The 19,717-nt window shown below is 58.3% G+C and carries 23 protein-coding genes and 1 pseudogene; 17 read left to right on the top strand and 7 right to left on the bottom strand.

Annotation, left to right across the window (positions count from 1 at the left end; genetic code table 11):
• Positions 1-31: 31 nt before the first annotated feature.
• From urtE to KDX30_RS18650, 8 genes are all read left to right on the top strand, one after another.
• Positions 32-730, top strand: a complete 699-nt coding sequence (gene urtE, locus KDX30_RS18685; RefSeq protein WP_231677166.1) for an urea ABC transporter ATP-binding subunit UrtE — start codon at positions 32-34, stop codon at positions 728-730.
• 63 nt (positions 731-793) lie between these two features.
• Entirely contained in the window at positions 794-1,633 is an 840-nt protein-coding gene (locus KDX30_RS18680) for an urease accessory protein UreD (RefSeq protein WP_231677165.1), read from the top strand.
• A 124-nt stretch (positions 1,634-1,757) separates the two neighbouring features.
• Entirely contained in the window at positions 1,758-2,060 is a 303-nt protein-coding gene (locus KDX30_RS18675; protein ID WP_027902525.1) for an urease subunit gamma, read from the top strand.
• Positions 2,061-2,086: 26 nt separating this feature from the next.
• Positions 2,087-2,629 carry a GNAT family N-acetyltransferase gene (locus tag KDX30_RS18670; protein ID WP_231677164.1) on the top strand — a complete coding sequence of 181 codons (543 nt, stop codon included), beginning with the start codon at positions 2,087-2,089 and terminating at the stop codon, positions 2,627-2,629.
• A 9-nt stretch (positions 2,630-2,638) separates the two neighbouring features.
• Positions 2,639-3,172 (top strand): GNAT family N-acetyltransferase, encoded by a 534-nt coding sequence (locus KDX30_RS18665; RefSeq protein ID WP_231677163.1) that lies wholly within the window; start codon positions 2,639-2,641, stop codon positions 3,170-3,172.
• Entirely contained in the window at positions 3,169-3,474 is a 306-nt protein-coding gene (locus KDX30_RS18660) for an urease subunit beta (RefSeq protein ID WP_027902528.1), read from the top strand. The genes KDX30_RS18665 and KDX30_RS18660 overlap by 4 nt, the downstream gene beginning before the upstream one ends.
• Positions 3,475-3,630: 156 nt before the next feature.
• Positions 3,631-5,331, top strand: coding sequence for an urease subunit alpha (ureC, locus tag KDX30_RS18655; protein ID WP_027902529.1), 1,701 nt, complete (start codon positions 3,631-3,633; stop codon positions 5,329-5,331).
• 181 nt (positions 5,332-5,512) lie between these two features.
• On the top strand, positions 5,513-6,646 hold the full coding sequence (locus KDX30_RS18650; RefSeq protein ID WP_231677162.1) for a sensor histidine kinase: 1,134 nt from the start codon (positions 5,513-5,515) through the stop codon (positions 6,644-6,646).
• A gap of 153 nt (positions 6,647-6,799) precedes the next feature.
• Here the strand turns inward: KDX30_RS18650 and cbpA are convergent, their stop codons facing one another.
• Positions 6,800-7,738: a curved DNA-binding protein gene (gene cbpA, locus KDX30_RS18645; RefSeq protein ID WP_027902531.1), complete on the bottom strand. Its 939-nt coding sequence runs from the start codon at positions 7,736-7,738 to the stop codon at positions 6,800-6,802.
• Positions 7,739-8,034: 296 nt separating this feature from the next.
• Between cbpA and KDX30_RS18640 the strand changes: the two genes are divergently transcribed.
• Entirely contained in the window at positions 8,035-9,300 is a 1,266-nt protein-coding gene (locus KDX30_RS18640) for an Hsp70 family protein (RefSeq protein ID WP_231677161.1), read from the top strand.
• Between the two features lie 92 nt (positions 9,301-9,392).
• Here KDX30_RS18640 and KDX30_RS18635 read toward each other — a convergent pair whose 3' ends face one another.
• The 4 genes and pseudogenes from KDX30_RS18635 to KDX30_RS18620 all read right to left on the bottom strand — a co-directional run.
• The gene (locus tag KDX30_RS18635) at positions 9,393-10,403 is read right to left on the bottom strand and encodes an AI-2E family transporter (protein ID WP_231677160.1); all 1,011 of its coding nucleotides are present in this window, start codon (positions 10,401-10,403) and stop codon (positions 9,393-9,395) included.
• Between the two features lie 191 nt (positions 10,404-10,594).
• Positions 10,595-10,879: a PsiF family protein gene (locus KDX30_RS18630; RefSeq protein WP_231677159.1), complete on the bottom strand. Its 285-nt coding sequence runs from the start codon at positions 10,877-10,879 to the stop codon at positions 10,595-10,597.
• 91 nt (positions 10,880-10,970) lie between these two features.
• Positions 10,971-11,228, bottom strand: a complete 258-nt coding sequence (locus KDX30_RS18625; protein WP_027902911.1) for a hypothetical protein — start codon at positions 11,226-11,228, stop codon at positions 10,971-10,973.
• Between the two features lie 58 nt (positions 11,229-11,286).
• Positions 11,287-11,447 (bottom strand): annotated as a pseudogene (locus KDX30_RS18620) (triacylglycerol lipase); the annotation flags it as partial.
• Positions 11,448-11,638: 191 nt separating this feature from the next.
• Between KDX30_RS18620 and osmE the strand changes: the two are divergent.
• Entirely contained in the window at positions 11,639-11,977 is a 339-nt protein-coding gene (gene osmE / locus KDX30_RS18615) for an osmotically-inducible lipoprotein OsmE (RefSeq protein ID WP_122708718.1), read from the top strand.
• Positions 11,978-12,061: 84 nt separating this feature from the next.
• On the opposite strand, the gene KDX30_RS29975 is transcribed toward osmE, so the two are convergent.
• Entirely contained in the window at positions 12,062-12,148 is an 87-nt protein-coding gene (locus tag KDX30_RS29975; protein WP_441343355.1) for a small membrane protein YohP, read from the bottom strand.
• Positions 12,149-12,366: 218 nt separating this feature from the next.
• Here KDX30_RS29975 and KDX30_RS18610 point away from each other — a divergent pair, with 218 nt between their 5' ends.
• Positions 12,367-12,900: a ferritin-like domain-containing protein gene (locus KDX30_RS18610; RefSeq protein ID WP_231677158.1), complete on the top strand. Its 534-nt coding sequence runs from the start codon at positions 12,367-12,369 to the stop codon at positions 12,898-12,900.
• Positions 12,901-13,290: 390 nt separating this feature from the next.
• Here KDX30_RS18610 and KDX30_RS18605 read toward each other — a convergent pair whose 3' ends face one another.
• Positions 13,291-15,360 (bottom strand): AsmA family protein, encoded by a 2,070-nt coding sequence (locus KDX30_RS18605; protein ID WP_231677157.1) that lies wholly within the window; start codon positions 15,358-15,360, stop codon positions 13,291-13,293.
• A gap of 299 nt (positions 15,361-15,659) precedes the next feature.
• Between KDX30_RS18605 and KDX30_RS18600 the strand changes: the two genes are divergently transcribed.
• The 6 genes from KDX30_RS18600 to KDX30_RS18575 all read left to right on the top strand — a co-directional run bounded on the left by KDX30_RS18600 (position 15,660) and on the right by KDX30_RS18575 (position 19,549).
• Positions 15,660-15,833 carry a hypothetical protein gene (locus KDX30_RS18600; RefSeq protein WP_161628615.1) on the top strand — a complete coding sequence of 58 codons (174 nt, stop codon included), beginning with the start codon at positions 15,660-15,662 and terminating at the stop codon, positions 15,831-15,833.
• Positions 15,834-16,301: 468 nt separating this feature from the next.
• Positions 16,302-16,934 (top strand): TetR family transcriptional regulator, encoded by a 633-nt coding sequence (locus KDX30_RS18595; protein ID WP_231677185.1) that lies wholly within the window; start codon positions 16,302-16,304, stop codon positions 16,932-16,934.
• A gap of 168 nt (positions 16,935-17,102) precedes the next feature.
• The gene (ureE, locus tag KDX30_RS18590; protein ID WP_099267801.1) at positions 17,103-17,603 is read left to right on the top strand and encodes an urease accessory protein UreE; all 501 of its coding nucleotides are present in this window, start codon (positions 17,103-17,105) and stop codon (positions 17,601-17,603) included.
• On the top strand, positions 17,600-18,274 hold the full coding sequence (locus KDX30_RS18585) for an urease accessory protein UreF (RefSeq protein ID WP_099267800.1): 675 nt from the start codon (positions 17,600-17,602) through the stop codon (positions 18,272-18,274). Before ureE ends, KDX30_RS18585 begins: the two co-directional genes overlap by 4 nt.
• Before the next feature lie 58 nt (positions 18,275-18,332).
• Positions 18,333-18,950 (top strand): urease accessory protein UreG, encoded by a 618-nt coding sequence (gene ureG, locus KDX30_RS18580; protein WP_027902252.1) that lies wholly within the window; start codon positions 18,333-18,335, stop codon positions 18,948-18,950.
• Between the two features lie 26 nt (positions 18,951-18,976).
• Positions 18,977-19,549: a HupE/UreJ family protein gene (locus tag KDX30_RS18575; protein WP_027902253.1), complete on the top strand. Its 573-nt coding sequence runs from the start codon at positions 18,977-18,979 to the stop codon at positions 19,547-19,549.
• Positions 19,550-19,717 lie beyond the last annotated feature (168 nt).

Here is a 19,717-nt window from a genome sequence, read left to right as displayed (position 1 = left end):
GCCGCTTGAAGCTGATGATCGAGGAACTCAAATGCTGCACGTTAGCCAACTTCATCAGTACTACGGCGGTAGCCACATCCTGCGCGGGCTGTCCTTTGATGTGAAGGTCGGCGAAGTAACGTGCCTGCTGGGCCGTAACGGCGTGGGCAAAACCACTTTGCTCAAGGTGCTCATGGGCCTGCTGCCTGCAAAAGAAGGCGCAGTGCAATGGGAAGGCAAGAAGATCACCGGTTTCAAACCTCATCAACGGGTGCACGCCGGGATCGCTTACGTGCCACAGGGCCGGGAAATTTTTGGCCGGTTGACCGTGGAAGAGAACCTGTTGATGGGGCTGTCGCGATTCCCGGGCTCTGAAGCAAAGGAAGTCCCGGCATTCATTTACGAGCTGTTCCCTGTGTTGCTGCAGATGAAGCATCGACGCGGCGGCGACCTGTCCGGCGGTCAACAGCAGCAACTGGCGATTGGTCGTGCGCTGGCCAGCCGTCCACGCTTGCTAATCCTCGATGAGCCCACCGAAGGCATTCAGCCGTCGGTGATCAAGGAAATCGGCGTAGTGATCAAGAAGCTCGCGGAGCGAGGCGACATGGCTATTCTGCTGGTTGAACAGTTTTACGACTTCGCCGCCGAGCTGGCCGACCAGTATCTGGTGATGTCCCGTGGCGAGATCGTTCAGCAGGGCCGGGGCGAGAATATGGAAGCCGAAGGCGTGCGTGGTCTGGTGACCATCTGAGTGGTATTCCGTTAAGGTGCAGTTTCCAGAACTGTTGTTTTCCAAAAGCATGAAAGCGATCACATGAATCTTCCCGCCCACACCGCATTGTTCACGCCCAGCTGGCATGCCGAGCTGGAGCTGGGCTACGGTCGTTTTGGCGACAGCACGCGACCGACCCAGCGCCGCCACAAAGGGCCGCTGCGGGTACAAAAACACCTGTACGCCGAAGGCCCGGAAGTTTGCCAGCACATTATTGTTCATCCACCCGGTGGCATTGCCGGCGGCGACCGACTGGACATCAGTGCCAGCGTTGGCCCTGATGCCTGGGCACAATTGACCAGCCCCGGCGCAGCCAAGTGGTATCGCGCGGCTGGTCCGGCGTATCAGCAACTTGACCTGACTGTCGCGCCCGGTGCGACGCTGGAATGGCTGCCGCAGGAAACCATCGTGTTCAGTGCCGCACAGGCCGAACTGACCACTCGCATCGATCTGCAAGGCGATGCGCGGCTGCTTTACTGGGACGTCGTGGCGCTGGGCAGACCGGCGAGCGGCGAGCGCTTCGAGACCGGGCATTTCCAGGCGCATCTGGATGTGCGCCGCGACGGCAAGTTGCTGTGGCATGAACGGCAACGCATCATCGGTGGCGACGGCTTGCTCCAGTCACCGATTGGTCTGGATGGCAAAACCGTATTTGGCACGTTGCTGGTCACCGGCGACATTGACAGCGAATTGCTTGAGGCCTGCCGATCGGTGCCCAATCCGGTACGCGGTGATCTGACCCAACTGCCCGGTTTGCTGGTTGCCCGCTGTCTGGCTGATGAGGCGCTGCATGCCCGGGCCTGGATGATCGAATTATGGAAACTGCTGCGCCCGGCGGTGCTGGGCCGCGAAGCGGTGGCGCCGAGGATCTGGAGTACTTGATCCTGTGGGAGCGAGGCTTGCCCGCGATAAGAGCGACGCGATCTAAAGTGAACCGCGTCCAGCCTTATCGCGGGCAAGCCCAGCTCCCACAGGTAAAGCAATCAAACTCACACACGGAACCAACATGGATCTCACCCCACGCGAAAAAGACAAGATGCTGATTTTCACCGCAGGCCTGGTTGCCGAACGGCGGCTGGCCCGTGGCGTGAAGCTCAACTACCCGGAAGCCATGGCTTACATCTCGGCGGCGTTGCTTGAAGGCGCGCGCGACGGGCAAACCGTCGCGGATCTGATGCACTACGGCACAACGCTGCTGACTCGCGAACAGGTCATGGAAGGCATCCCGGAAATGATTCCTGAAATTCAGGTCGAAGCGACTTTCCCGGACGGCACCAAGCTGGTCACCGTGCACCAGCCTATCGCCTGACCCCGAACGAGACTCTGGAACTGATCATGAGCCATACGATTCGCGACGCCCTCCCGGCTGATCTGCCGGGCATCCTGGCGATTTATACCGACGCAGTGCTTAACACCACCGCGATCTGGAACGAGCAACCGGTAGATCTGGCCAATCGTCAGGCCTGGTTCGATGCGCGCCAGACTCAGGGTTATCCGATTCTGGTCGCCATTGACGATGACGGCCAGGTCACGGGTTATTCGTCGTTTGGCGACTGGCGCCCTTTTGAAGGCTTCCGTCACACCGTAGAGCATTCCGTCTACGTGCGCGCCGATCAGCGCGGCAAAGGCCTCGGCCCCAAGTTGATGAACGCTCTGATCGACCGCGCTCGCCTGTGCGACAAACACATCATGGTCGCGGCGATTGAAAGCGGCAACGCGGCCTCTATCAGCCTGCATGAACGACTGGGCTTCATCACGACCGGCCAGATGCCACAGGTCGGCACTAAATTTGGACGCTGGCTGGACCTGACATTCATGCAACTGGATTTGTCACCCGGCGCATCGGCCCCACCGTCACAAGCTCCCGTTTCCAACTGAGAGGCGATCATGAATCCTGCCCAGCTACGCCGCGTCACGGATGAAAGTTTTGCTCACTACCGCCACGGACTGGCGACCTTACTGCTGGACGCTGTGAACAACGGCGCATCGGTGGGTTTCATGGCCGACTTGACCTTCGAAGACGCGTACGCCTGGTGCGACGGACTTCGGGAAGACGTCGCCAACGGCAACCTGCTGTTGTGGGTTGTGGTTGAGGATGAGCAGGTACTGGCCAGCACTCAGCTCGCTCTTTGCCAGAAGGCCAATGGCCTGAACCGTGCCGAGGTGCAAAAACTGATGGTGCTCAAAGAAGCGCGACGGCGCGGCTTGGGGCAGCAATTGATGCAAGCGCTGGAACAGGCGGCGCGTCAGCTCAAGCGCGGCTTGTTGTTTCTCGACACCGAAGCCGGATCACCCGCCGAAGCGTTCTATCTTTCGCTGGGCTACACCCGCGTCGGCGAACTGCCCAACTACTGCCAAAGCCCGGACGGCCGTTATACGCCGACCGCTATCTACTTCAAGACCTTGGGACAACCCGCATGATTCCTGGCCAATACCAGATTCAACCCGGTGAAATCGAACTCAATGCCGGGCGCAGGACCATCAGCCTAAACGTCGCCAACAGTGGTGACCGGCCGATTCAGGTCGGCTCGCATTTCCATTTTTTTGAAACCAACGACGCCCTCACCTTCGACCGCGCCGCCAGCCGCGGCATGCGCCTGAACATTCCGGCCGGCACCGCCGTGCGCTTCGAACCAGGGCAGTCGCGGGATGTGGAATTGGTGGATCTGGCCGGGCATCGGCGGGTGTTCGGCTTTGCCGGGCGGGTGATGGGTGATCTCTAACCCCGGTAGGAGCGCGCTTGCCCGCGATAAAGTCGGAACGACTTTCCTGCGGCGGTGTGTTCACTGATTTTGCGACTGCTTCGCAGCCGATCGCGGGCAAGCGCGCTCCTACAGTCCGCGTTTCAGCACTGCACTTTTTGAATTCAAGGAATCGCCATGAAGATTTCCAGACAAGCCTATGCCGACATGTTCGGCCCCACCGTGGGCGACCGGGTACGGTTGGCCGACACCGAGCTGTGGATTGAGGTCGAGAAAGACTTCACGACTTACGGCGAAGAAGTGAAATTCGGGGGTGGCAAGGTCATCCGTGACGGCATGGGCCAGGGTCAATTACTGGCGGCCGAAGTCGTCGACACGCTGATCACCAACGCCTTGATCGTCGACCACTGGGGCATCGTCAAAGCCGACGTGGGCCTCAAGAACGGTCGCATTGCGGCCATCGGCAAAGCGGGCAATCCGGACATCCAGCCCGACGTGACCATCGCCATCGGCGCCTCCACTGAAATCATTGCCGGCGAAGGCATGATCCTCACTGCGGGCGGCGTCGACACGCACATCCACTTCATCTGCCCGCAGCAGATCGAAGAAGCGTTGATGAGCGGCGTGACCACCATGATCGGCGGCGGTACCGGCCCGGCAACCGGCACCAACGCAACCACCGTGACGCCTGGCCCCTGGCACATGGCGCGCATGCTTCAAGCGGCCGACTCCTTCCCGATGAACATCGGCTTTACCGGCAAAGGCAACGTCAGCCTGCCTGGGCCGCTTGTGGAGCAAGTCAAAGCCGGTGCAATTGGTCTGAAGCTGCACGAAGACTGGGGCACCACGCCAGCGGCCATCGATAACTGCCTGAGCGTCGCCGACGAATACGATGTGCAGGTTGCGATCCACACCGACACCCTGAATGAATCCGGCTTTGTCGAAACGACGCTGGCGGCGTTCAAGAACCGCACGATTCACACCTATCACACCGAAGGTGCGGGCGGCGGTCACGCGCCGGACATCATCAAGGCCTGCGGCTTCCCCAACGTCTTGCCTAGCTCGACCAATCCGACCCGGCCGTTCACGCGCAACACCATCGACGAACACCTGGACATGCTGATGGTCTGCCATCACCTGGACCCAAGCATCGCCGAAGACGTAGCCTTCGCTGAAAGCCGTATTCGCCGGGAAACCATTGCTGCCGAAGACATCCTGCACGACCTGGGTGCCTTCTCGATGCTCAGCTCCGACAGTCAGGCCATGGGCCGGGTTGGCGAGGTGATCATGCGCACCTGGCAAACCGCCGACAAGATGAAGCGCCAGCGTGGTCCGCTGCCTGGCGATGGTGAAGGCAACGATAACTTCCGCGCCAAACGCTACATCGCCAAATACACCATCAACCCGGCAATCACCCACGGCATAAGCCATGAAGTCGGCTCGGTGGAAGTGGGTAAATGGGCTGATCTGGTGCTGTGGCGCCCTGCGTTCTTCGGCGTCAAACCGACCCTGATCCTCAAGGGCGGAGCGATTGCCGCGAGCCTGATGGGCGACGCCAACGCATCGATTCCGACACCGCAGCCCGTGCATTATCGTCCGATGTTCGCCAGCTACGGCAGTTCGTTGCACGCTACCAGCCTGACCTTCATCAGCCAGGCAGCGTTCGACGCCGGTGTGCCTGAATCACTGGGGCTGAAAAAGGTGATCAGCGTCGTCAAAGGCTGCCGGTCCGTGCAGAAGAAAGACCTGATCCACAACGACTACCTGCCGAAAATCGACGTCGACCCACAGACTTATCAGGTCAAGGCAGACGGTGTACTGCTGTGGTGCGAGCCGGCGGATGTCCTGCCAATGGCGCAGCGGTATTTCCTGTTCTGATCCACTACACTCGCAAATAAGGCAGCTACGGCTGCCTTTATTTTTTGCCGACAAGCCTGGCCGCTGCTTGCCTCTTTTGCCGGAAATGACCTTGGCCTCCGGTCGCTGTCTCGATACCCGAAGGTTAAAGGCTGTAAGATGCGCCATCTTCATTACAGCTCCCGCAGCAAGGTAACCGGCCATGCGCCTCTCGGACTTCATCGTTGCTCATGTGGATCGTATCGTCGACGAGTGGGAAAACTTCGCAAAAACCATCAAGCCTGCCGCCGATGCCATGAACAGTGTCGAGTTGCGCGATCACGCCCAAGCCATTCTGCTGGCCGCAGCACGGGACATGAACACCTCGCAGACCAAAAGCGAGCAAGCGGCCAAGTCAAAGGGCGCAGACCTGCAAAAGACACCCAGCCTTGACGAAGCGGCCGCCAGCCACGGCGAACTGCGGCACATGGTCGGGTTTGATCTGGTGCAGATGACTTCCGAGTTCCGCCATCTGCGCGCCAGTGTCATCCGGTTGTGGGTCGAAAGCCTGAAAACGCCTGACCTGGCCTACTTCACTGACATGATCCGCTTCAACGAAGCCATTGACGAAGCCCTGGCCGAATCGACTGCGGCGTATGCCGAGCAGGTGGCACGTTCGCGAGATATCTTCCTGGCCATTCTTGGCCATGACCTGCGCGCACCTCTGCAAGCGGTGAGCATGTCCGCCGACCTGCTGGAGCACAGAAAAGAACTTGATGCGAAGTCCCAGGGCTACGTTTCGAGGATCAAGAGCAGCACTCGACACATGGGCGCGATGGTCAGCGATCTGCTGGAGTTCGTGCGCAGCCGCCTTGGTGCCAGCCTGCCGGTTGAACGCAATGCAATGGACCTGGGCAAAGCGTGCCGCGAGGCCATCGATGAAGCCTGTGCCGGTCGCCCGGACTCACATCCGCATCTGGTCGTGGAGGGCGATACGGTCGGTCATTGGGATCGCGGACGTATCGACCAGTTATTGCAGAACCTGATCGGCAATGCCCTGCAGCATGGCAAGGGGGAGGAAGAGGTCAACGTCAAAGTCTGCGGTGAGCAGGATCATGTGCAGTTGATCGTGCACAACCTCGGCGACCCCATTTCCGAAGACGCCATCGGCAGCATCTTTGACCCATTGGTACGCGCCATCAGCGAGGGCTCGACGCCCAGCGGTCGGTCAACCAGCCTTGGTCTGGGCCTGTTCATCGTCAAGGAAGTGGTCAACGCCCACGGCGGCAGCATTACCGTGACGTCTAACGTAGGTGACGGGACGACGTTTACGGTGGTGTTGCCGAAGAGCGTTTAGCTGACTGGATGGATGCAATCTCATGTGGGAGCCGGGCTTGCCCGCGATAATGCCGCCGCGTATGTCAGTCAAATCGCGTTGATCTTATCGCGGGCAAGCCCGGCTCCCACATAAAAACCGCATTTATGGGAGCGGCCGCAGCCGGAGCTTGACTCACCACTGCGCCCGCGGATCAAACGCTGCCTTGTCAGCCAGTTTTTTCCACAGTTCCTGAGTCGCCTCATCGCTGGACCTTGGCATTACCACTTTGATCTGCGCGAGCAAGTCGCCACGCTGTCCTTGTTTGTTCAGCAAGCCATTGCCTTTGATGCGCAGTCGCTGACCATTCTGACTGTCGGGACGGACAGTAAGGTTGATCTTGCCCGTGAGGGTCGGCACAGCGACTTTGGCACCCAACGCAGCTTCCCATGGGGCCACGGGCACAGTGATGATCAGGTCATGGCCTTCGACTTCGAACTTCGGATGCGGCGCGAGGCGGATGATCAGGTACAGATCACCGCTCTCACCCCCTGCAACACCTGGCGCACCCTGCCCCTTGAGGCGAATACGCTCGCCGTCGGTGACACCGGCAGGAATCTTCACATTCAGCGTCTTGGTGACATCAGCCACACGCTGGCCCGCTGCATTGTGTTGCGGCACCTTGAAGCTGACCTGCTTGGATTCGCCCGACAGGGTCTCCTCCAGGAAGATAGCCAACTCCATTTCGACGTCTTGTCCCTTGCGCCCAGGGTTGCGAGATCGGCCGCCCTGCTGCGGACGACCACCAAAGATCGAGCTGAAGAAGTCGGAGAAGTCGCCGTTATCAGCGCCGCCAAACCCGCCCGCACCCGCTCGGCTCTGCCAGCCCGGTGGTGCCTGGAAGGGTTGGCCCTGGCGACCGTATTTGCGTAAGTCGTCGTATTCGGCGCGCTTTTCAGGGCTGCTCAGCACCTCGTACGCTTCGTTCGCTTCTTTGAATTTTTCTTCCGCGCCAGCCTCTTTGCTGACGTCCGGGTGATACTTGCGCGCCAACTTGCGGTAAGCGACCTTGATCGCTTTCTCATCCGCAGTCGGATCCACCGCAAGAATCTTGTAATAGTCTTTAAAGTCCATCTAATGCTTTCCCCGGTTACGCCGTGCAGCGCTGAACACTGCGCACAGCATCCTCTGTGTGAGGTCTCTGAATCCAATACGTTGAGATATATCGGCCGTGCAACCCGCCCGCTTGATGCCTGAAAGGTTCGACGGCCTGATGTGAACACAATTCACTGAAGATTGGGGGTCCGGTCGGTTAGTTCAAGTCAGGCATACAAATACAGTTATCTACATTTAACCGATGTTTCGCCCTACGCATCCGGCGTGCACTGACATACACTGCGCGGCCGTTTTTTGACTGGAACGTAAAAGACATGAATGACCAATCCCCGGCCCGTGCCTGCGGTATCGATTTCGGCACGTCCAATTCCACCGTCGGCTGGCTGCGCCCCGGCATGGAATCGCTGATTGAGCTGGAGGACGGCAAGATCACCCTGCCTTCGGTGGTGTTCTTCAACATGGAAGAACGCCGCCCGGTTTACGGCCGCCTTGCGCTGCACGAGTACCTGGAAGGCTACGAAGGCCGCCTGATGCGCTCGCTCAAGAGCCTGCTGGGCTCCAAGCTGATCAAACACGACACCAGCGTGCTGGGTACGGCAATGCCGTTCAAGGACCTGCTGGCGCTGTTTATCGGCGAGTTGAAGAAGCGTGCCGAAGCCAACGCCGGTCGTGAATTCGAAGAAGTGGTGCTGGGTCGCCCGGTGCATTTCGTCGATGACGACATTACCGCTGATCAGGAAGCCGAGGACACGCTGGCCGAAGTCGCCCGCAAGATCGGCTTCAAGGACGTGTCGTTCCAGTACGAGCCTATCGCCGCCGCTTTCGACTATGAATCAACGATTAACAAAGAAGAGCTGGTACTGATTGTCGACATCGGCGGTGGTACGTCGGACTTCTCCCTGGTGCGCCTGTCACCTGACCGCCGCTTCTACGATGACCGTCACGAAGACATTCTCGCCACCGGTGGCGTGCATATCGGAGGGACCGACTTCGACAAGCAACTGAGCATTCAAGGCGTCATGCCGCTGTTCGGCTACGGCAGCCGGATGAAAAGCCAGGCGTACATGCCGACCAGCCACCACATGAACCTGGCAACGTGGCACACCATCAACTCGGTCTATTCGCAGAAGTCCCAGTTGGCGTTAGGCAGCATGCGTTACGACATTGAAGACACACAGGGCATTGATCGCCTGTTCAAGCTGATTGAACAGCGCGCCGGGCACTGGCTGGCCATGGAAGTGGAAGAAACCAAGATCCAGCTGACCCACACCGAAAGCCGTCATCTGCCGATGGATCGCATCGAACCGGGCTTGAGTGTGGACTTGAGCCGTGTAATGTTCGAAGCCGCCATTGATTCGCAGCTGGAGCGCGTACGTAACAGCGTGAGCGAATTGCTGCTCAAGGCGGGTGCGGGCGTTGATCAGGTCAACACAGTCTTCTTCACCGGTGGCTCTAGCGGCATCCCGGCCCTGCGCAACAGCGTCTCGGCCATGCTGCCCAACGCGCGTCATGTTGAAGGGAATATCTTTGGCAGCATCGGCAGCGGGTTGGCGATTGAGGCGAAGAAGCGCTATGGCTGAAGGGCAGCTGCAAGCTGCAAGCCTCAAGCTACAAGTTAAAAGCAGGCCGTGCGCCTCTTGAAGCTTGAAGCTTAAAGCTTGCAGCTGCTCTCTTACACCAACCCTTCCCGCTGCAACTCGCTCTTCAGGTACGCGTAGTAAATCGGCCCGGCCACAACCCCCGGCAGGCCGAACGCGGCTTCGAAAATCAGCATCGCCAGCAGCAACTCCCACGACTTGGCATTGATTTGCCCGCCAACGATCCGCGCGTTGAGGAAGTACTCAACCTTGTGGATCACGATCAGGTAACCCAGCGCCGCCAGCGCCACCCAGATTGAAATCGACATGCCGACGATGAAGATCAACGTGTTGGACATCAGGTTACCCACTACCGGCAACAAGCCGAGCAGGAACGTCATGATGATCAGGGTTTTGGTCAACGGCAGGTGAATGCCGCACAACGGCAGCACGATGACCAGAAACACCGACGTGAACGCGGTGTTCAGCAGCGAGATTTTGATCTGGGCGAAAACGATGTTGCGGAACGCTTTGCTCAACAGGCTGAGACGGTCAAACAGCGCAGCCGCCAGCGGCTTGCGGGTATGCACATCGGAAATGCGCTGCAAGGCAATGATTGCGCCCAGCACCATGCCGATCAGCATGGTGACAAACATATGCGCCGCGCCTTTACCAATCAGCTGCAGTTCACCAACGTGCTTCTGTATCCATTCGCCCAGCGATATCCGGAACTCGGCAGCGCTGGCCGGTAAATAAGCGTCGATGAACGGCGGAAGCTGACCGCGAGCGCGATCCACGAGGATCATGAATTTATCCAGCGACGCGCCGGGGTTTTCCGCCTCATGCAGCACGAAGCTGAAGGCTCCGGCGAAGATCAACGCCAGCACACTGACCACGAGCGTCCCAAGCAACGCCACCGCGACCCAGCGGGCACGCTCCCCGGCGATCAGCCTTTGCAGCTTGGGCGTCAGCATGTTGACCAGCTCATAGACCAGCAACCCGGCCAATAGACTCGGCAGCAGTTTGAACGGCAGAACCATCAACAGACCGCCGAATATCAGAATCCAGCTGGCCAACAACACTTGTCGCGAGGAAAACGTTGGCATATAGCCTCAAGACGAACGGCGCTAAGAGGCAGGCAGTCTGCCAGCGTTCTGAGCTAAGGACCAGTGATCAGACGACCCCATCGGAAACGACCTACAGACCGATGAATAAGCCACCTGCACCAGACGCCGGAATTAAAGGTTTCAGGGCGCTGAACGGCACGTTTTCCAGCGCCTGAACGGTCAATGGAAAATTATTTCTTCTTGAGACAATCGCTCATAAAAGCCTTACGAGCATCGCCCTTGAGCGCCTCAGTCGTAGCCGTTGCGTTACAACTGGTCATCTTTTGTTGCTGGGTTTGCGGTGGTGACGCTTTAAGGCAGGTGCTCATGAACGTCTTGCGCTCATCGCCTTTCAAGGACTGAGCTGAAGCATCGGCATTACAGGTGGTCATCTTGTTCTGTTGCGCAGTGGCCGCATAACTCTGGGCACACATCAACAGACTCACCAACAACACAGGGACGCGCAGCATTTTCATGGTTATCCACTCCACAGTGGCCATGCCGACCAGCGTGGCCTGCTTTGGAGTGTAGCCAAGGAATATGCGGCGCGACCCGCTCAGTTCAGACCTACCCGACGTTGCGCGTGTCGAGTCGCAGTTCCTCTTCTTCGATGCTGTGAATCGACACATCGGTGATACCCGATGCGTGAGCCGTTGCCTCATCCACGGCGATAAAACTCTGCACGTCGTCATCCAGTACGACGTGATGCTTCTGTGCCAGCTCGTGAACTACGTCGATGATCGGTACATCAAGATTCTCGATCACGTCCACGTGGTGCTCGCCCGCCAGGGTGTACTCGATTGCGTAGTGTTCTTTATCGCTCATTGCATCACTCCAATGCCGACCCGACCGGGCGGCAAACTACGAACAACAGCTGGGATAGCTAAAGGCCCGCAGCCTTGAGGCGCGCGGCGTGCTCAACAAACAATTTCACAGGGTTTACGGTGGTCGGGGGTAGTCATCACCGATGACGGCACCCAGGTGAGAACTGAATCTCCCGACCATGCCATCACATTGACCGCGCCCTTTCGTGAACGTGCGAGCAACTTTCATCAAGTCAGGCTGCTGCCCTACGGGCGGTTACGATTGCAGTCAGATGCCTGACTGTCAGGTAACGAAATCACCGTGCGACGTACGTAGTATTCAAAGGCCATCAAATAATCGAACTCTTGCGAACCTTCGCAGCTCCAAGCTGCAACGGGCCAACAATGGCTCTGTCATTGGAGTGGTATTTCATGATCAAGAAGAGCCTCGCAGCAGCTTTCGTTATCGCCGCAGTCAGCGGTTGCGCCAACACCACCGTGCAGAACCCGGTTGATTACGTGACCTATCGCAACGAGCCGCTGGTCAAGCAAGTCGAAGACGGCATGACCGAGCAGCAAGTGCTGACCATCGGCGGCACGCCGTCTACTCGTGTACAGCGCAAGGTGCATCCGGGTGTTTGCAACAACTACGTGATGACTAAAGACGGCCACGAGCAGGTCTATCACGTCAGCTTCAACGCCAACGGTCGCGTGGATAACAAGGGTTTCATGACCTGCGAGCAACGCGAAGCCAACGAACGCGCCATGTAAGCGGGTCGTTGATACGCAAAAGCCCGATGCATATGCATCGGGCTTTTTATTGGGCGGCGCTTTTACAGGTGCAGTCGTTCGCGCTTAGAAAACCAGCTTGAACAGGGCGATGACCACAATAAGGCCGATCAGAAAGATGATGCCGATGGTGCTGCCGAGGAACTTGAGCATTGTGTATCTCCATATATTTTCGTCTCAAGGTTGGGACCGCGGCGTGTAACAGTCGTTTCCTAATATTTTGTTCATCAACCAATGATGCAAAAGAATAAAACTTTTCCCGAAGCCGAGCACTCACACCTGTTACCGATCATGCCGGGCGCCACTCAATGCTGTAGAGGATTGGCGCATCAAGAGCGAGACGGATACCGGATTAGCTTTGGAGATAAACCATGAACCACGACCAACAATTGTCGGATGTAAGCACCCTGCGCGCACGTGCGCGCCAGAACGTCGAGAACGGCGCTGTCACTGAAGGCTATAGCGCTGACCGCGAAACGGTACTGCGCCTGCTGAACGAATCGCTGGCTACCGAGCTGGTGTGCGTGCTGCGTTACAAGCGCCACTACTATATGGCGACCGGCCTCAAGGCCAGCGTCGCCGCTGCCGAGTTTCTTGAGCACGCGCAGCAGGAAGCCGAACACGCTGATCTACTGGCCGAGCGCATTGTGCAACTGGGTGGCGAGCCGGAATTCAACCCTGACCTGCTGTCGAAGAATTCCCACGCCCAGTACGTGGCAGGCACGACGCTGAAGGAGATGGTCTACGAAGACCTGGTGGCTGAACGTATCGCCATCGACAGCTACAGCGAAATCATCAAATACATCGGCGAAGATGACCCGACGACTCGCCGTATCTTCGAAACCATCCTGGCTCAGGAAGAAGAACACGCCGACGACATGGCGGATATTCTCAACGACCTGTGATCGGTGAGTCGTGATGCAAAAAAGCCGGGACTGAGTCCTGGCTTTTTTGTGCCTGCCAATGCGAAGAACTGTAGGACTGGCAGAGATCCTGTTGGAGCGAGGCTTGCCCGCGAAGAACGATGACGCGCTAGATCTGACGTACCGCGTCGACTGCTTCGCGAGCAAGCTCTGCTCCCACAAAATAGACGCGACGGCGGTATTTCTGACGACTCATTTTTTAGTGCCTGTAACGGCCTCTTTCCGGCCAAAGCCGATCCCACGGGATTGCTGAGACCCTGTGGGAGCCGAGCTTGCTCGCGATGAACGATGACGCGGTACTGAGCTATGAAACCGCGTCGCCAATATCGCGAGCAAGCTCGGCTCCAACAGAGATGTATTTCGCCTATGGAGTTACTGCACCGTCTTCGGCGCTTTGCCCGATCTCATCTGCTCCAGCAAGGGCGCGCACTGGTTGGGCTCCTCACCACTGCTAGGCGCAACAAGGGCGAGCAAACCAGCAGCCGGTCCGATTGCGGCACCCAGTAGTACCATCCCCGCTCCGCGCAACAGCAACGGCCCGGACTGCACGCCCGCATTCGGTTTGGCGAACGGCCCGCGCACATAAAGAGGAGACCGCAACGAGAATACGCGGAAGCCTTTCGACTCAGGCTTGACGCTCAAGTCCAGTTGCTCGGTTTTAAGGTTGGCCGTGCCATCGATAAAGATAATCGCGTTCTCGGTATCGAACACAAACAGACGAGGCGTCGCCAGACCGTCCTTGATGCCCACGTCAGACGCTGCGCAGTTAATCTTCACGTCCTGATCGCCGAACAACTTGCCCACCACATAATTACCAACGTTGAGCCCGGCGATTTCCATCAGGCTGCGGCTGATCGCGCCGTCGTTGACCAGCATCTTCAAGTCACCATTGGAAGTGCCCAGCAACGCCGCAACCGAGTTGCCCTTGCCGCTGATGTCGGCATCACCCGCCAGTTCACCAAAGCTGGTTTTCATTGGTTCAAAGGTCGGGAACAGCTGCTTGAGCTTGAGGTTGCGCGCAGAAAGCTTCGCCCTGCCCTGCATCGGTTTGCTGCGACCATCAAGACGAATGTCGGCGTCGAGCTTGCCGCCCGCAACGCCGAATCGCAGCGGTTGCAGGCTCAGTTGCCCGTCGTTCAACACGACGTGGGTATAAAGGTCAGAGAACGGCAGGTCCGGGCTTTGCACGATGCGCTTGCCGGTGAACTCGACATCGGCGTCCATGGCCCGCCAGCGGTCAGTCTGGAACTCTTCCACAGGCAGCACCTTGCCCGTTGGCTGCTTGCTTTCCCCGCCGCGTTTTTTCTGAGCGGCGTTGGAGTCTGCGCCGATCAAAGGTGCCAGGTCGGTAAACAGCAGTTGATTGGAAACCAGCGTGCCGGTGAGTTTCGGCCTTGGCTGACTGGCGACAAAACCCAGATCGCCATGAATGTCGCTGTTGCCGATCTTGCCGTTGAAGCCTTCATAGCGGAAGTTGGCGCCCGCGGGGTCATGGATTTTGGCGATCAGTCGACCGTCCGTGGAATAAGCCGGCGAATCCGGCAGTGTCACGCCGGTCAACGGATAGAGATTGCTCAGGCTGCTGCCTGACAACTTGAGGCGCAGATCCAGCGCGCCCAGGTTCTGCGGATCGGTCACGGTGCCCGCAATAGCCGCGTGGGTGTCACCGACGTGAGCATCCACCTGAACCGGGAATGGCTGAGCAGCATCCTTGAGCGCCAGCAGCCCGCCGAGCTTACCGCTGCCGTTGAGCTTCTGGCCTTTATATTGGCCTTTGAACGTGACACCAAACGCATAATCCTGCGGCCTGACGCCCTTCTCCTCAGCTTTCTTTGCGTCTCCACTGCCGACGATATCGCCGAATGGAATGGGCTTGCCCAGCGGGTCGATCACCAGGTCCACCTGAGTGTTAAGGGTCTGATCGTTGAAGCTCACCAGCCCCTTGTCGAACTTGATGGCGCCGATGTCCAGCACCCAGCTGGAAGGTTCAGCATTCGGGTCAGATTTGGGCAAATCGAACGTCCAGTTGGCGCGGCCATCAGCCAGGCGCTCAAGTTTTGCATCCGGGCCGGTCAGGTCAATGCGCGGGATCACAACGTGCTGCACGATCAATGGCAACGGCGAGAGGCGGAATTCGACGCGCTTGAGGGTGACCATCTGCGGCGTTTTCGACCACTCCGGGTTACCCAGGCTCAAGTCCTCAGCCACGAAACGCGGCCATGGTACCCACGCACGCCAGCCGCCCTCCTCAGGTTCACGCCCCCAGATAACCGCAAGGTTGCCATTGATCGCGAAGGGACGATGCAGCGCTTCACTGACTTTTTCGTTGAGCGTTGGCTTGATTCGGTTCCAGTCAAACGTGGCGATCACAACGACCAATACAGCCAGTACCAACAACAGAATGGCACCGGTCCAGGCAAAAATTTTACGGCTGCGCGTCATTGCATGACTCTCCAGATAACAACAGACCGGCCCAGGCCTGTTGCAGTCGACTTTAAGCTTCGACTTACAAAAAACCTGAGGGTTTGATCGGATGTGCAAATTACAGCATAGGGCTTAAAACCCAAGCTTCTATGTGAGGAAATATGAAGCCACGCCTGCAAGCCACAGCCAGCAAGGGCTGGAGGATCAATCAATATCGATGATTTTCACCATCAGGAATACGAACTTCTCTATCGACAGGCCGGGCGTAATATCGCTGCCATACATCACCCCGCAAGCTCTTGAGAGGAGCGAATATCATGAAACGCGTATGGCTCGCCCTGACCTTTTCCTTTTTGGCCGCTAACGTCTGGGCCGTACCAGCGCCCGAGCGCGAACCCAGTGCTGAAGTGAAGATGGGCATGCAGACCCTGCACGAGACGATTGCGCAGGATGGCCATGCGCAGTTGATCAAGCAGTATCAGCGGGTTTAGAAACTGAAAATCTCCCATGCAGACAATATATTTGGAATGCTTTTAAACCTGTACAGACTGTGTGAAAACGTAGCGAGCGACGGCAAGACAAGGCAAAAACAGGCGAAAAACGGCCGGGGTCGCGTCCGACTCTAGTGTTCTAAATGAGCATTTTTCGCCTGTTTTTAACGCAGTATTGTGCGCGTAGCACCGAAGGTGCCCAGCCTGCAGTAGTTTTCACACAGTCTGTGTAGGAGCGCGCTTGCCCGCGAATCGGTATGTCAGTCTATAAATATGTCGGCTGCACTGACGCTATCGCGGGCAAGCGCGCTCCTAGAGATCCTGTGTTTACAGCGCGACAGCGGCGGCTGTAGACGAGGTAGCAGCGCCTGCGGGTGACCGATCAACTGGCCCAGGCTAAAACCCCTTCGACGCATCCAAAGCGCATTTGCTAAAGTGCTGCCTGTCATCCCGGATTTGTCTACCGTCATGCTGCCCCGCGCCGAACAGAAACAACAGACCCGCCATGCGCTGCTCAACGCCGCCCACACCCTCATGGAAAGCGGACGCGGCTTCGGCAGCCTGAGCCTTCGGGAAGTGGCGCGCACCGCGGGCATCGTGCCGACGGGGTTCTATCGCCACTTCGACGATATGGATCAGTTGGGTCTCGCTTTGGTCAGCGAGGTCGGTCAGACATTTCGCGAAACCCTGCGTCTGGTGCGTCACAACGAGTTTGTCATGGGCGGCCTGATCGAAGCATCGGTTCGTATCTTTCTCGAAGTGGTATCAGCCAAACGTGCGCAATTCTTGTTTCTGGCCCGCGAGCAATACGGCGGCTCCCGGCAGGTGCGGCAAGCGCTCTGCGCACTTCGTGATGGCATCAGTGCCGACCTCGCGACAGATTTGGGTACCATGCCTAAATGGCAGCATCTGGACGCTGCATCGCTGTCGATCCTTGCAGACCTGGTCGTGAAAAGCGTGTTCGCCATGCTCCCTGAACTGATCGACCCACCAAGCGATGCGCTGCCCGTACACTTGAAGCCTCAGGCCAAGATCACTCACCAACTGCGTTTCATCTTCAGTGGTGCCAAACATTGGCGCGGACTGCCCAGCGCGGAATAGCCAGTCGACTCAAATTGGTGCACTCCAAACGAATAGCACTGTTTAGGTGCGAAATATCTCGACCGGCGTTTCATTCCCACCTTTTCCGTCGGCTTTTTCCTACAACCTGCACTGTTGGCAAGCCCCTTGCTCTGTCTTGAAGCATCGCAATTAGCTGGATGCCTTCCGATGCTGGTGATTCACAAAAGAATCGACTCTCAAACCGAATGGGCCGCCGAGCTGCATTTGAATTTCGAGGCGCGCAGCAAAAGCCGCCTGCGTTGCTACAGTGCCGACGGTGAAGACGTTGGCCTCTTTCTGGAGCGCGGTCAGCAACCGCTGCACGATGGTGAGTTTCTAAAGGCCGAAGACGGCCGTATCGTCCGTGTCTGCGCCCGTCCCGAACAATTGATGCACGTCACCTGCAGCAGCACCTTCGAACTGACCCGCGCCGCTTACCATCTGGGCAACCGTCACGTTGCGCTGCAAGTAGGGGACGGCTGGCTGCGCCTGCTCGACGACTATGTGCTCAAGGCGATGCTCGATCAGTTGGGCGCAACGACGGAATCGATTGAAGCGCCCTTCTCCCCGGAAACCGGTGCCTATGGTGGCGGCCACCACCACTCACGGGCAGGCGAGGAAGATTTCAACTACCCGCCGAAACTGCACCAGTTTGGCGTGCGTATATGAACAGCGCCTGGGCGCTGCTGCGCCTGGCCAGTCCGCAATTACCGATTGGCGGCTACAGCTACTCCCAAGGCCTGGAAATGGCGGTGGAAAACCAACGGGTGGTTGATCCAGCCAGCGCGTCACGCTGGATCGGCGACCAGTTGCTGCTCAACCTCGCCCGCTTCGAGGCTCCGCTGCTGCTCGCTCATTGTGTTGCAGCGGCAGAAGAAAACTGGTGCCAGTTGCTGCAGTTGAGCGACGAACATCGCGCCAGTCGGGAAACCCGCGAGCTGAATCTGGAAAGTCGGCAAATGGGCTATTCCCTGAAACAGCTACTCATCGGGCTGCCAGAGCTTGATCGCCCTGCGCGGGAGTTTCTGGCGCAAACCGAGGAGCCACATCTCGCACTGGGTTGGGCCTTGGCTGCTCGTGCCTGGCAGATCAGCCCGCAGGACGCTCTGGCTGCCTGGTTGTGGAGCTGGCTGGAAAACCAGCTCGCAGTCCTGATGAAAACCCTGCCGCTGGGTCAACAGGCTGCGCAGCGCCTGACCAGCGAGTTGCTGCCGTTGCTGCAGCAAGCCCAACAGCATGCGACAGACCTTGATCCACAACATATTGGCAGTGCCGCTTTCGGTCTGTCATTGGCGAGCATGGCCCATGAGCGTCAATACAGCCGGCTGTTTCGGTCCTGATCTTCTACCTGGCAAATGACTAACAGAGCTCAAGAACCAGAGCTCAACGGAGAACTCAATGAACAGCCAACCTCTGCGTGTCGGCATCGGTGGTCCGGTCGGATCAGGCAAGACAGCCCTGACGCTGGCGCTGTGTCTGGCCCTGCGTGAGCGTTACAACCTCGCAGTGGTCACCAACGATATTTATACCCGCGAAGACGCTGACTTCCTGGTGCGCAACGAAGCCTTGGCACCGGAACGCATTATTGGTGTGGAAACCGGCGGCTGCCCGCACACGGCCATTCGCGAAGATGCTTCTATCAACCTGGAAGCAGTCGACCAGTTGAACCGTCGCTTTGAAGGCCTTGACCTGATCATCGTCGAGTCAGGCGGCGACAACCTGTCCGCCACCTTCAGCCCTGAACTCTCGGACCTGACCATCTACGTGATCGACGTCTCAGCGGGCGACAAGCTGCCACGCAAAGGCGGCCCTGGCATCTGCAAATCCGACCTGCTGGTGATCAACAAAATCGATCTGGCACCGCTGGTGGGCGCGTCCCTGGAAATGATGGACCGCGACACGAAGAAGATGCGCGGCGAAAAGCCGTTCGTGTTCAGTAACCAGAAAACCGGCCAGGGTCTGGAACAGATCATCGCCTTCATCGAACGCCAGGGTCTGCTGACCAACGCGGCCTGATTTTCACTCCCTCAAGGAAGCTTTGCATGAACTACAAACAAGCCCTCGGCACCCTTGCTCTGCTGCTGGTTCCAGCGCTGGCCTTCGCTCACCCTGGACATGGCGACAACGGCCTCGTTGCCGGTATCAGCCACCCGATTGGTGGCCTGGATCACTTGCTGGCCATGTTGGCCGTAGGCCTGTGGGCCGCTCAACAAAAAGGCGCTGCGCGCTGGGCCCTGCCTTGCACCTTCGTCGGCACCATGCTGATCGGTGGCTTGCTGGGCTTCGAAGGCCTGAACCTGCCTGCGCTGGAAAGCGGTATCGCGGCTTCGGTGCTGGCGCTGGGTCTGGCCGTTGCACTGGCGATTCGTCCACCGCTGTTCATGGCCGTAGGCGCCACAGCGCTGTTCGCTTTGTTCCACGGTGTTGCCCACGGCCTTGAGCTGCCAGACATGTCCAGCCCGGCGGCCTACGCCATCGGCTTCGTAGTCGCCACTGCTGCCCTGCACGCTGCTGGTTATGCCGTTGTGCGCTACCTGCCTACAGCGGCTGCGCCATTGGTGCGAATTGCCGGTGCTGCCTCGGCGGCTGCGGGTGTTTGGTTGCTGGCTGCTTGATACTGCACTGTTGAATTAGACGCGCTCCCTGTGGGAGCTGGGCTTGCCCGGCTCCTATCAAACAAACTACAACTATTTGATTTGGAGTACTTTTTCATCTGTAGGAGCGCGCTTGCCCGCGATCGCGTCAGCACAGGCAATATATTCATCGACTGACAGACCGAATCG

Origin of the sequence: Pseudomonas quasicaspiana, from assembly GCF_021147825.1 — a bacterium.
In the GTDB taxonomy this organism is placed as follows: Bacteria; Pseudomonadota; Gammaproteobacteria; order Pseudomonadales; family Pseudomonadaceae; genus Aquipseudomonas; species Aquipseudomonas quasicaspiana.
This window is presented reverse-complemented; position numbering and strand designations above follow the sequence as displayed.

What these genes read in the sequence shown, in the direction of transcription:
- urtE (WP_231677166.1), top strand. Translation starts at nt 32, where the DNA reads ATGCTGCACGTTAGCCAACTTCATCAGTACTACGGCGGTAGCCACATC.
- KDX30_RS18680 (WP_231677165.1), top strand. Translation starts at nt 794, where the DNA reads ATGAATCTTCCCGCCCACACCGCATTGTTCACGCCCAGCTGGCATGCC.
- KDX30_RS18675 (WP_027902525.1), top strand. Translation starts at nt 1,758, where the DNA reads ATGGATCTCACCCCACGCGAAAAAGACAAGATGCTGATTTTCACCGCA.
- KDX30_RS18670 (WP_231677164.1), top strand. Translation starts at nt 2,087, where the DNA reads ATGAGCCATACGATTCGCGACGCCCTCCCGGCTGATCTGCCGGGCATC.
- KDX30_RS18665 (WP_231677163.1), top strand. Translation starts at nt 2,639, where the DNA reads ATGAATCCTGCCCAGCTACGCCGCGTCACGGATGAAAGTTTTGCTCAC.
- KDX30_RS18660 (WP_027902528.1), top strand. Translation starts at nt 3,169, where the DNA reads ATGATTCCTGGCCAATACCAGATTCAACCCGGTGAAATCGAACTCAAT.
- ureC (WP_027902529.1), top strand. Translation starts at nt 3,631, where the DNA reads ATGAAGATTTCCAGACAAGCCTATGCCGACATGTTCGGCCCCACCGTG.
- KDX30_RS18650 (WP_231677162.1), top strand. Translation starts at nt 5,513, where the DNA reads ATGCGCCTCTCGGACTTCATCGTTGCTCATGTGGATCGTATCGTCGAC.
- cbpA (WP_027902531.1), bottom strand. Translation starts at nt 7,738, where the DNA reads ATGGACTTTAAAGACTATTACAAGATTCTTGCGGTGGATCCGACTGCG.
- KDX30_RS18640 (WP_231677161.1), top strand. Translation starts at nt 8,035, where the DNA reads ATGAATGACCAATCCCCGGCCCGTGCCTGCGGTATCGATTTCGGCACG.
- KDX30_RS18635 (WP_231677160.1), bottom strand. Translation starts at nt 10,403, where the DNA reads ATGCCAACGTTTTCCTCGCGACAAGTGTTGTTGGCCAGCTGGATTCTG.
- KDX30_RS18630 (WP_231677159.1), bottom strand. Translation starts at nt 10,879, where the DNA reads ATGAAAATGCTGCGCGTCCCTGTGTTGTTGGTGAGTCTGTTGATGTGT.
- KDX30_RS18625 (WP_027902911.1), bottom strand. Translation starts at nt 11,228, where the DNA reads ATGAGCGATAAAGAACACTACGCAATCGAGTACACCCTGGCGGGCGAG.
- osmE (WP_122708718.1), top strand. Translation starts at nt 11,639, where the DNA reads ATGATCAAGAAGAGCCTCGCAGCAGCTTTCGTTATCGCCGCAGTCAGC.
- KDX30_RS29975 (WP_441343355.1), bottom strand. Translation starts at nt 12,148, where the DNA reads ATGCTCAAGTTCCTCGGCAGCACCATCGGCATCATCTTTCTGATCGGC.
- KDX30_RS18610 (WP_231677158.1), top strand. Translation starts at nt 12,367, where the DNA reads ATGAACCACGACCAACAATTGTCGGATGTAAGCACCCTGCGCGCACGT.
- KDX30_RS18605 (WP_231677157.1), bottom strand. Translation starts at nt 15,360, where the DNA reads ATGACGCGCAGCCGTAAAATTTTTGCCTGGACCGGTGCCATTCTGTTG.
- KDX30_RS18600 (WP_161628615.1), top strand. Translation starts at nt 15,660, where the DNA reads ATGAAACGCGTATGGCTCGCCCTGACCTTTTCCTTTTTGGCCGCTAAC.
- KDX30_RS18595 (WP_231677185.1), top strand. Translation starts at nt 16,302, where the DNA reads ATGCTGCCCCGCGCCGAACAGAAACAACAGACCCGCCATGCGCTGCTC.
- ureE (WP_099267801.1), top strand. Translation starts at nt 17,103, where the DNA reads ATGCTGGTGATTCACAAAAGAATCGACTCTCAAACCGAATGGGCCGCC.
- KDX30_RS18585 (WP_099267800.1), top strand. Translation starts at nt 17,600, where the DNA reads ATGAACAGCGCCTGGGCGCTGCTGCGCCTGGCCAGTCCGCAATTACCG.
- ureG (WP_027902252.1), top strand. Translation starts at nt 18,333, where the DNA reads ATGAACAGCCAACCTCTGCGTGTCGGCATCGGTGGTCCGGTCGGATCA.
- KDX30_RS18575 (WP_027902253.1), top strand. Translation starts at nt 18,977, where the DNA reads ATGAACTACAAACAAGCCCTCGGCACCCTTGCTCTGCTGCTGGTTCCA.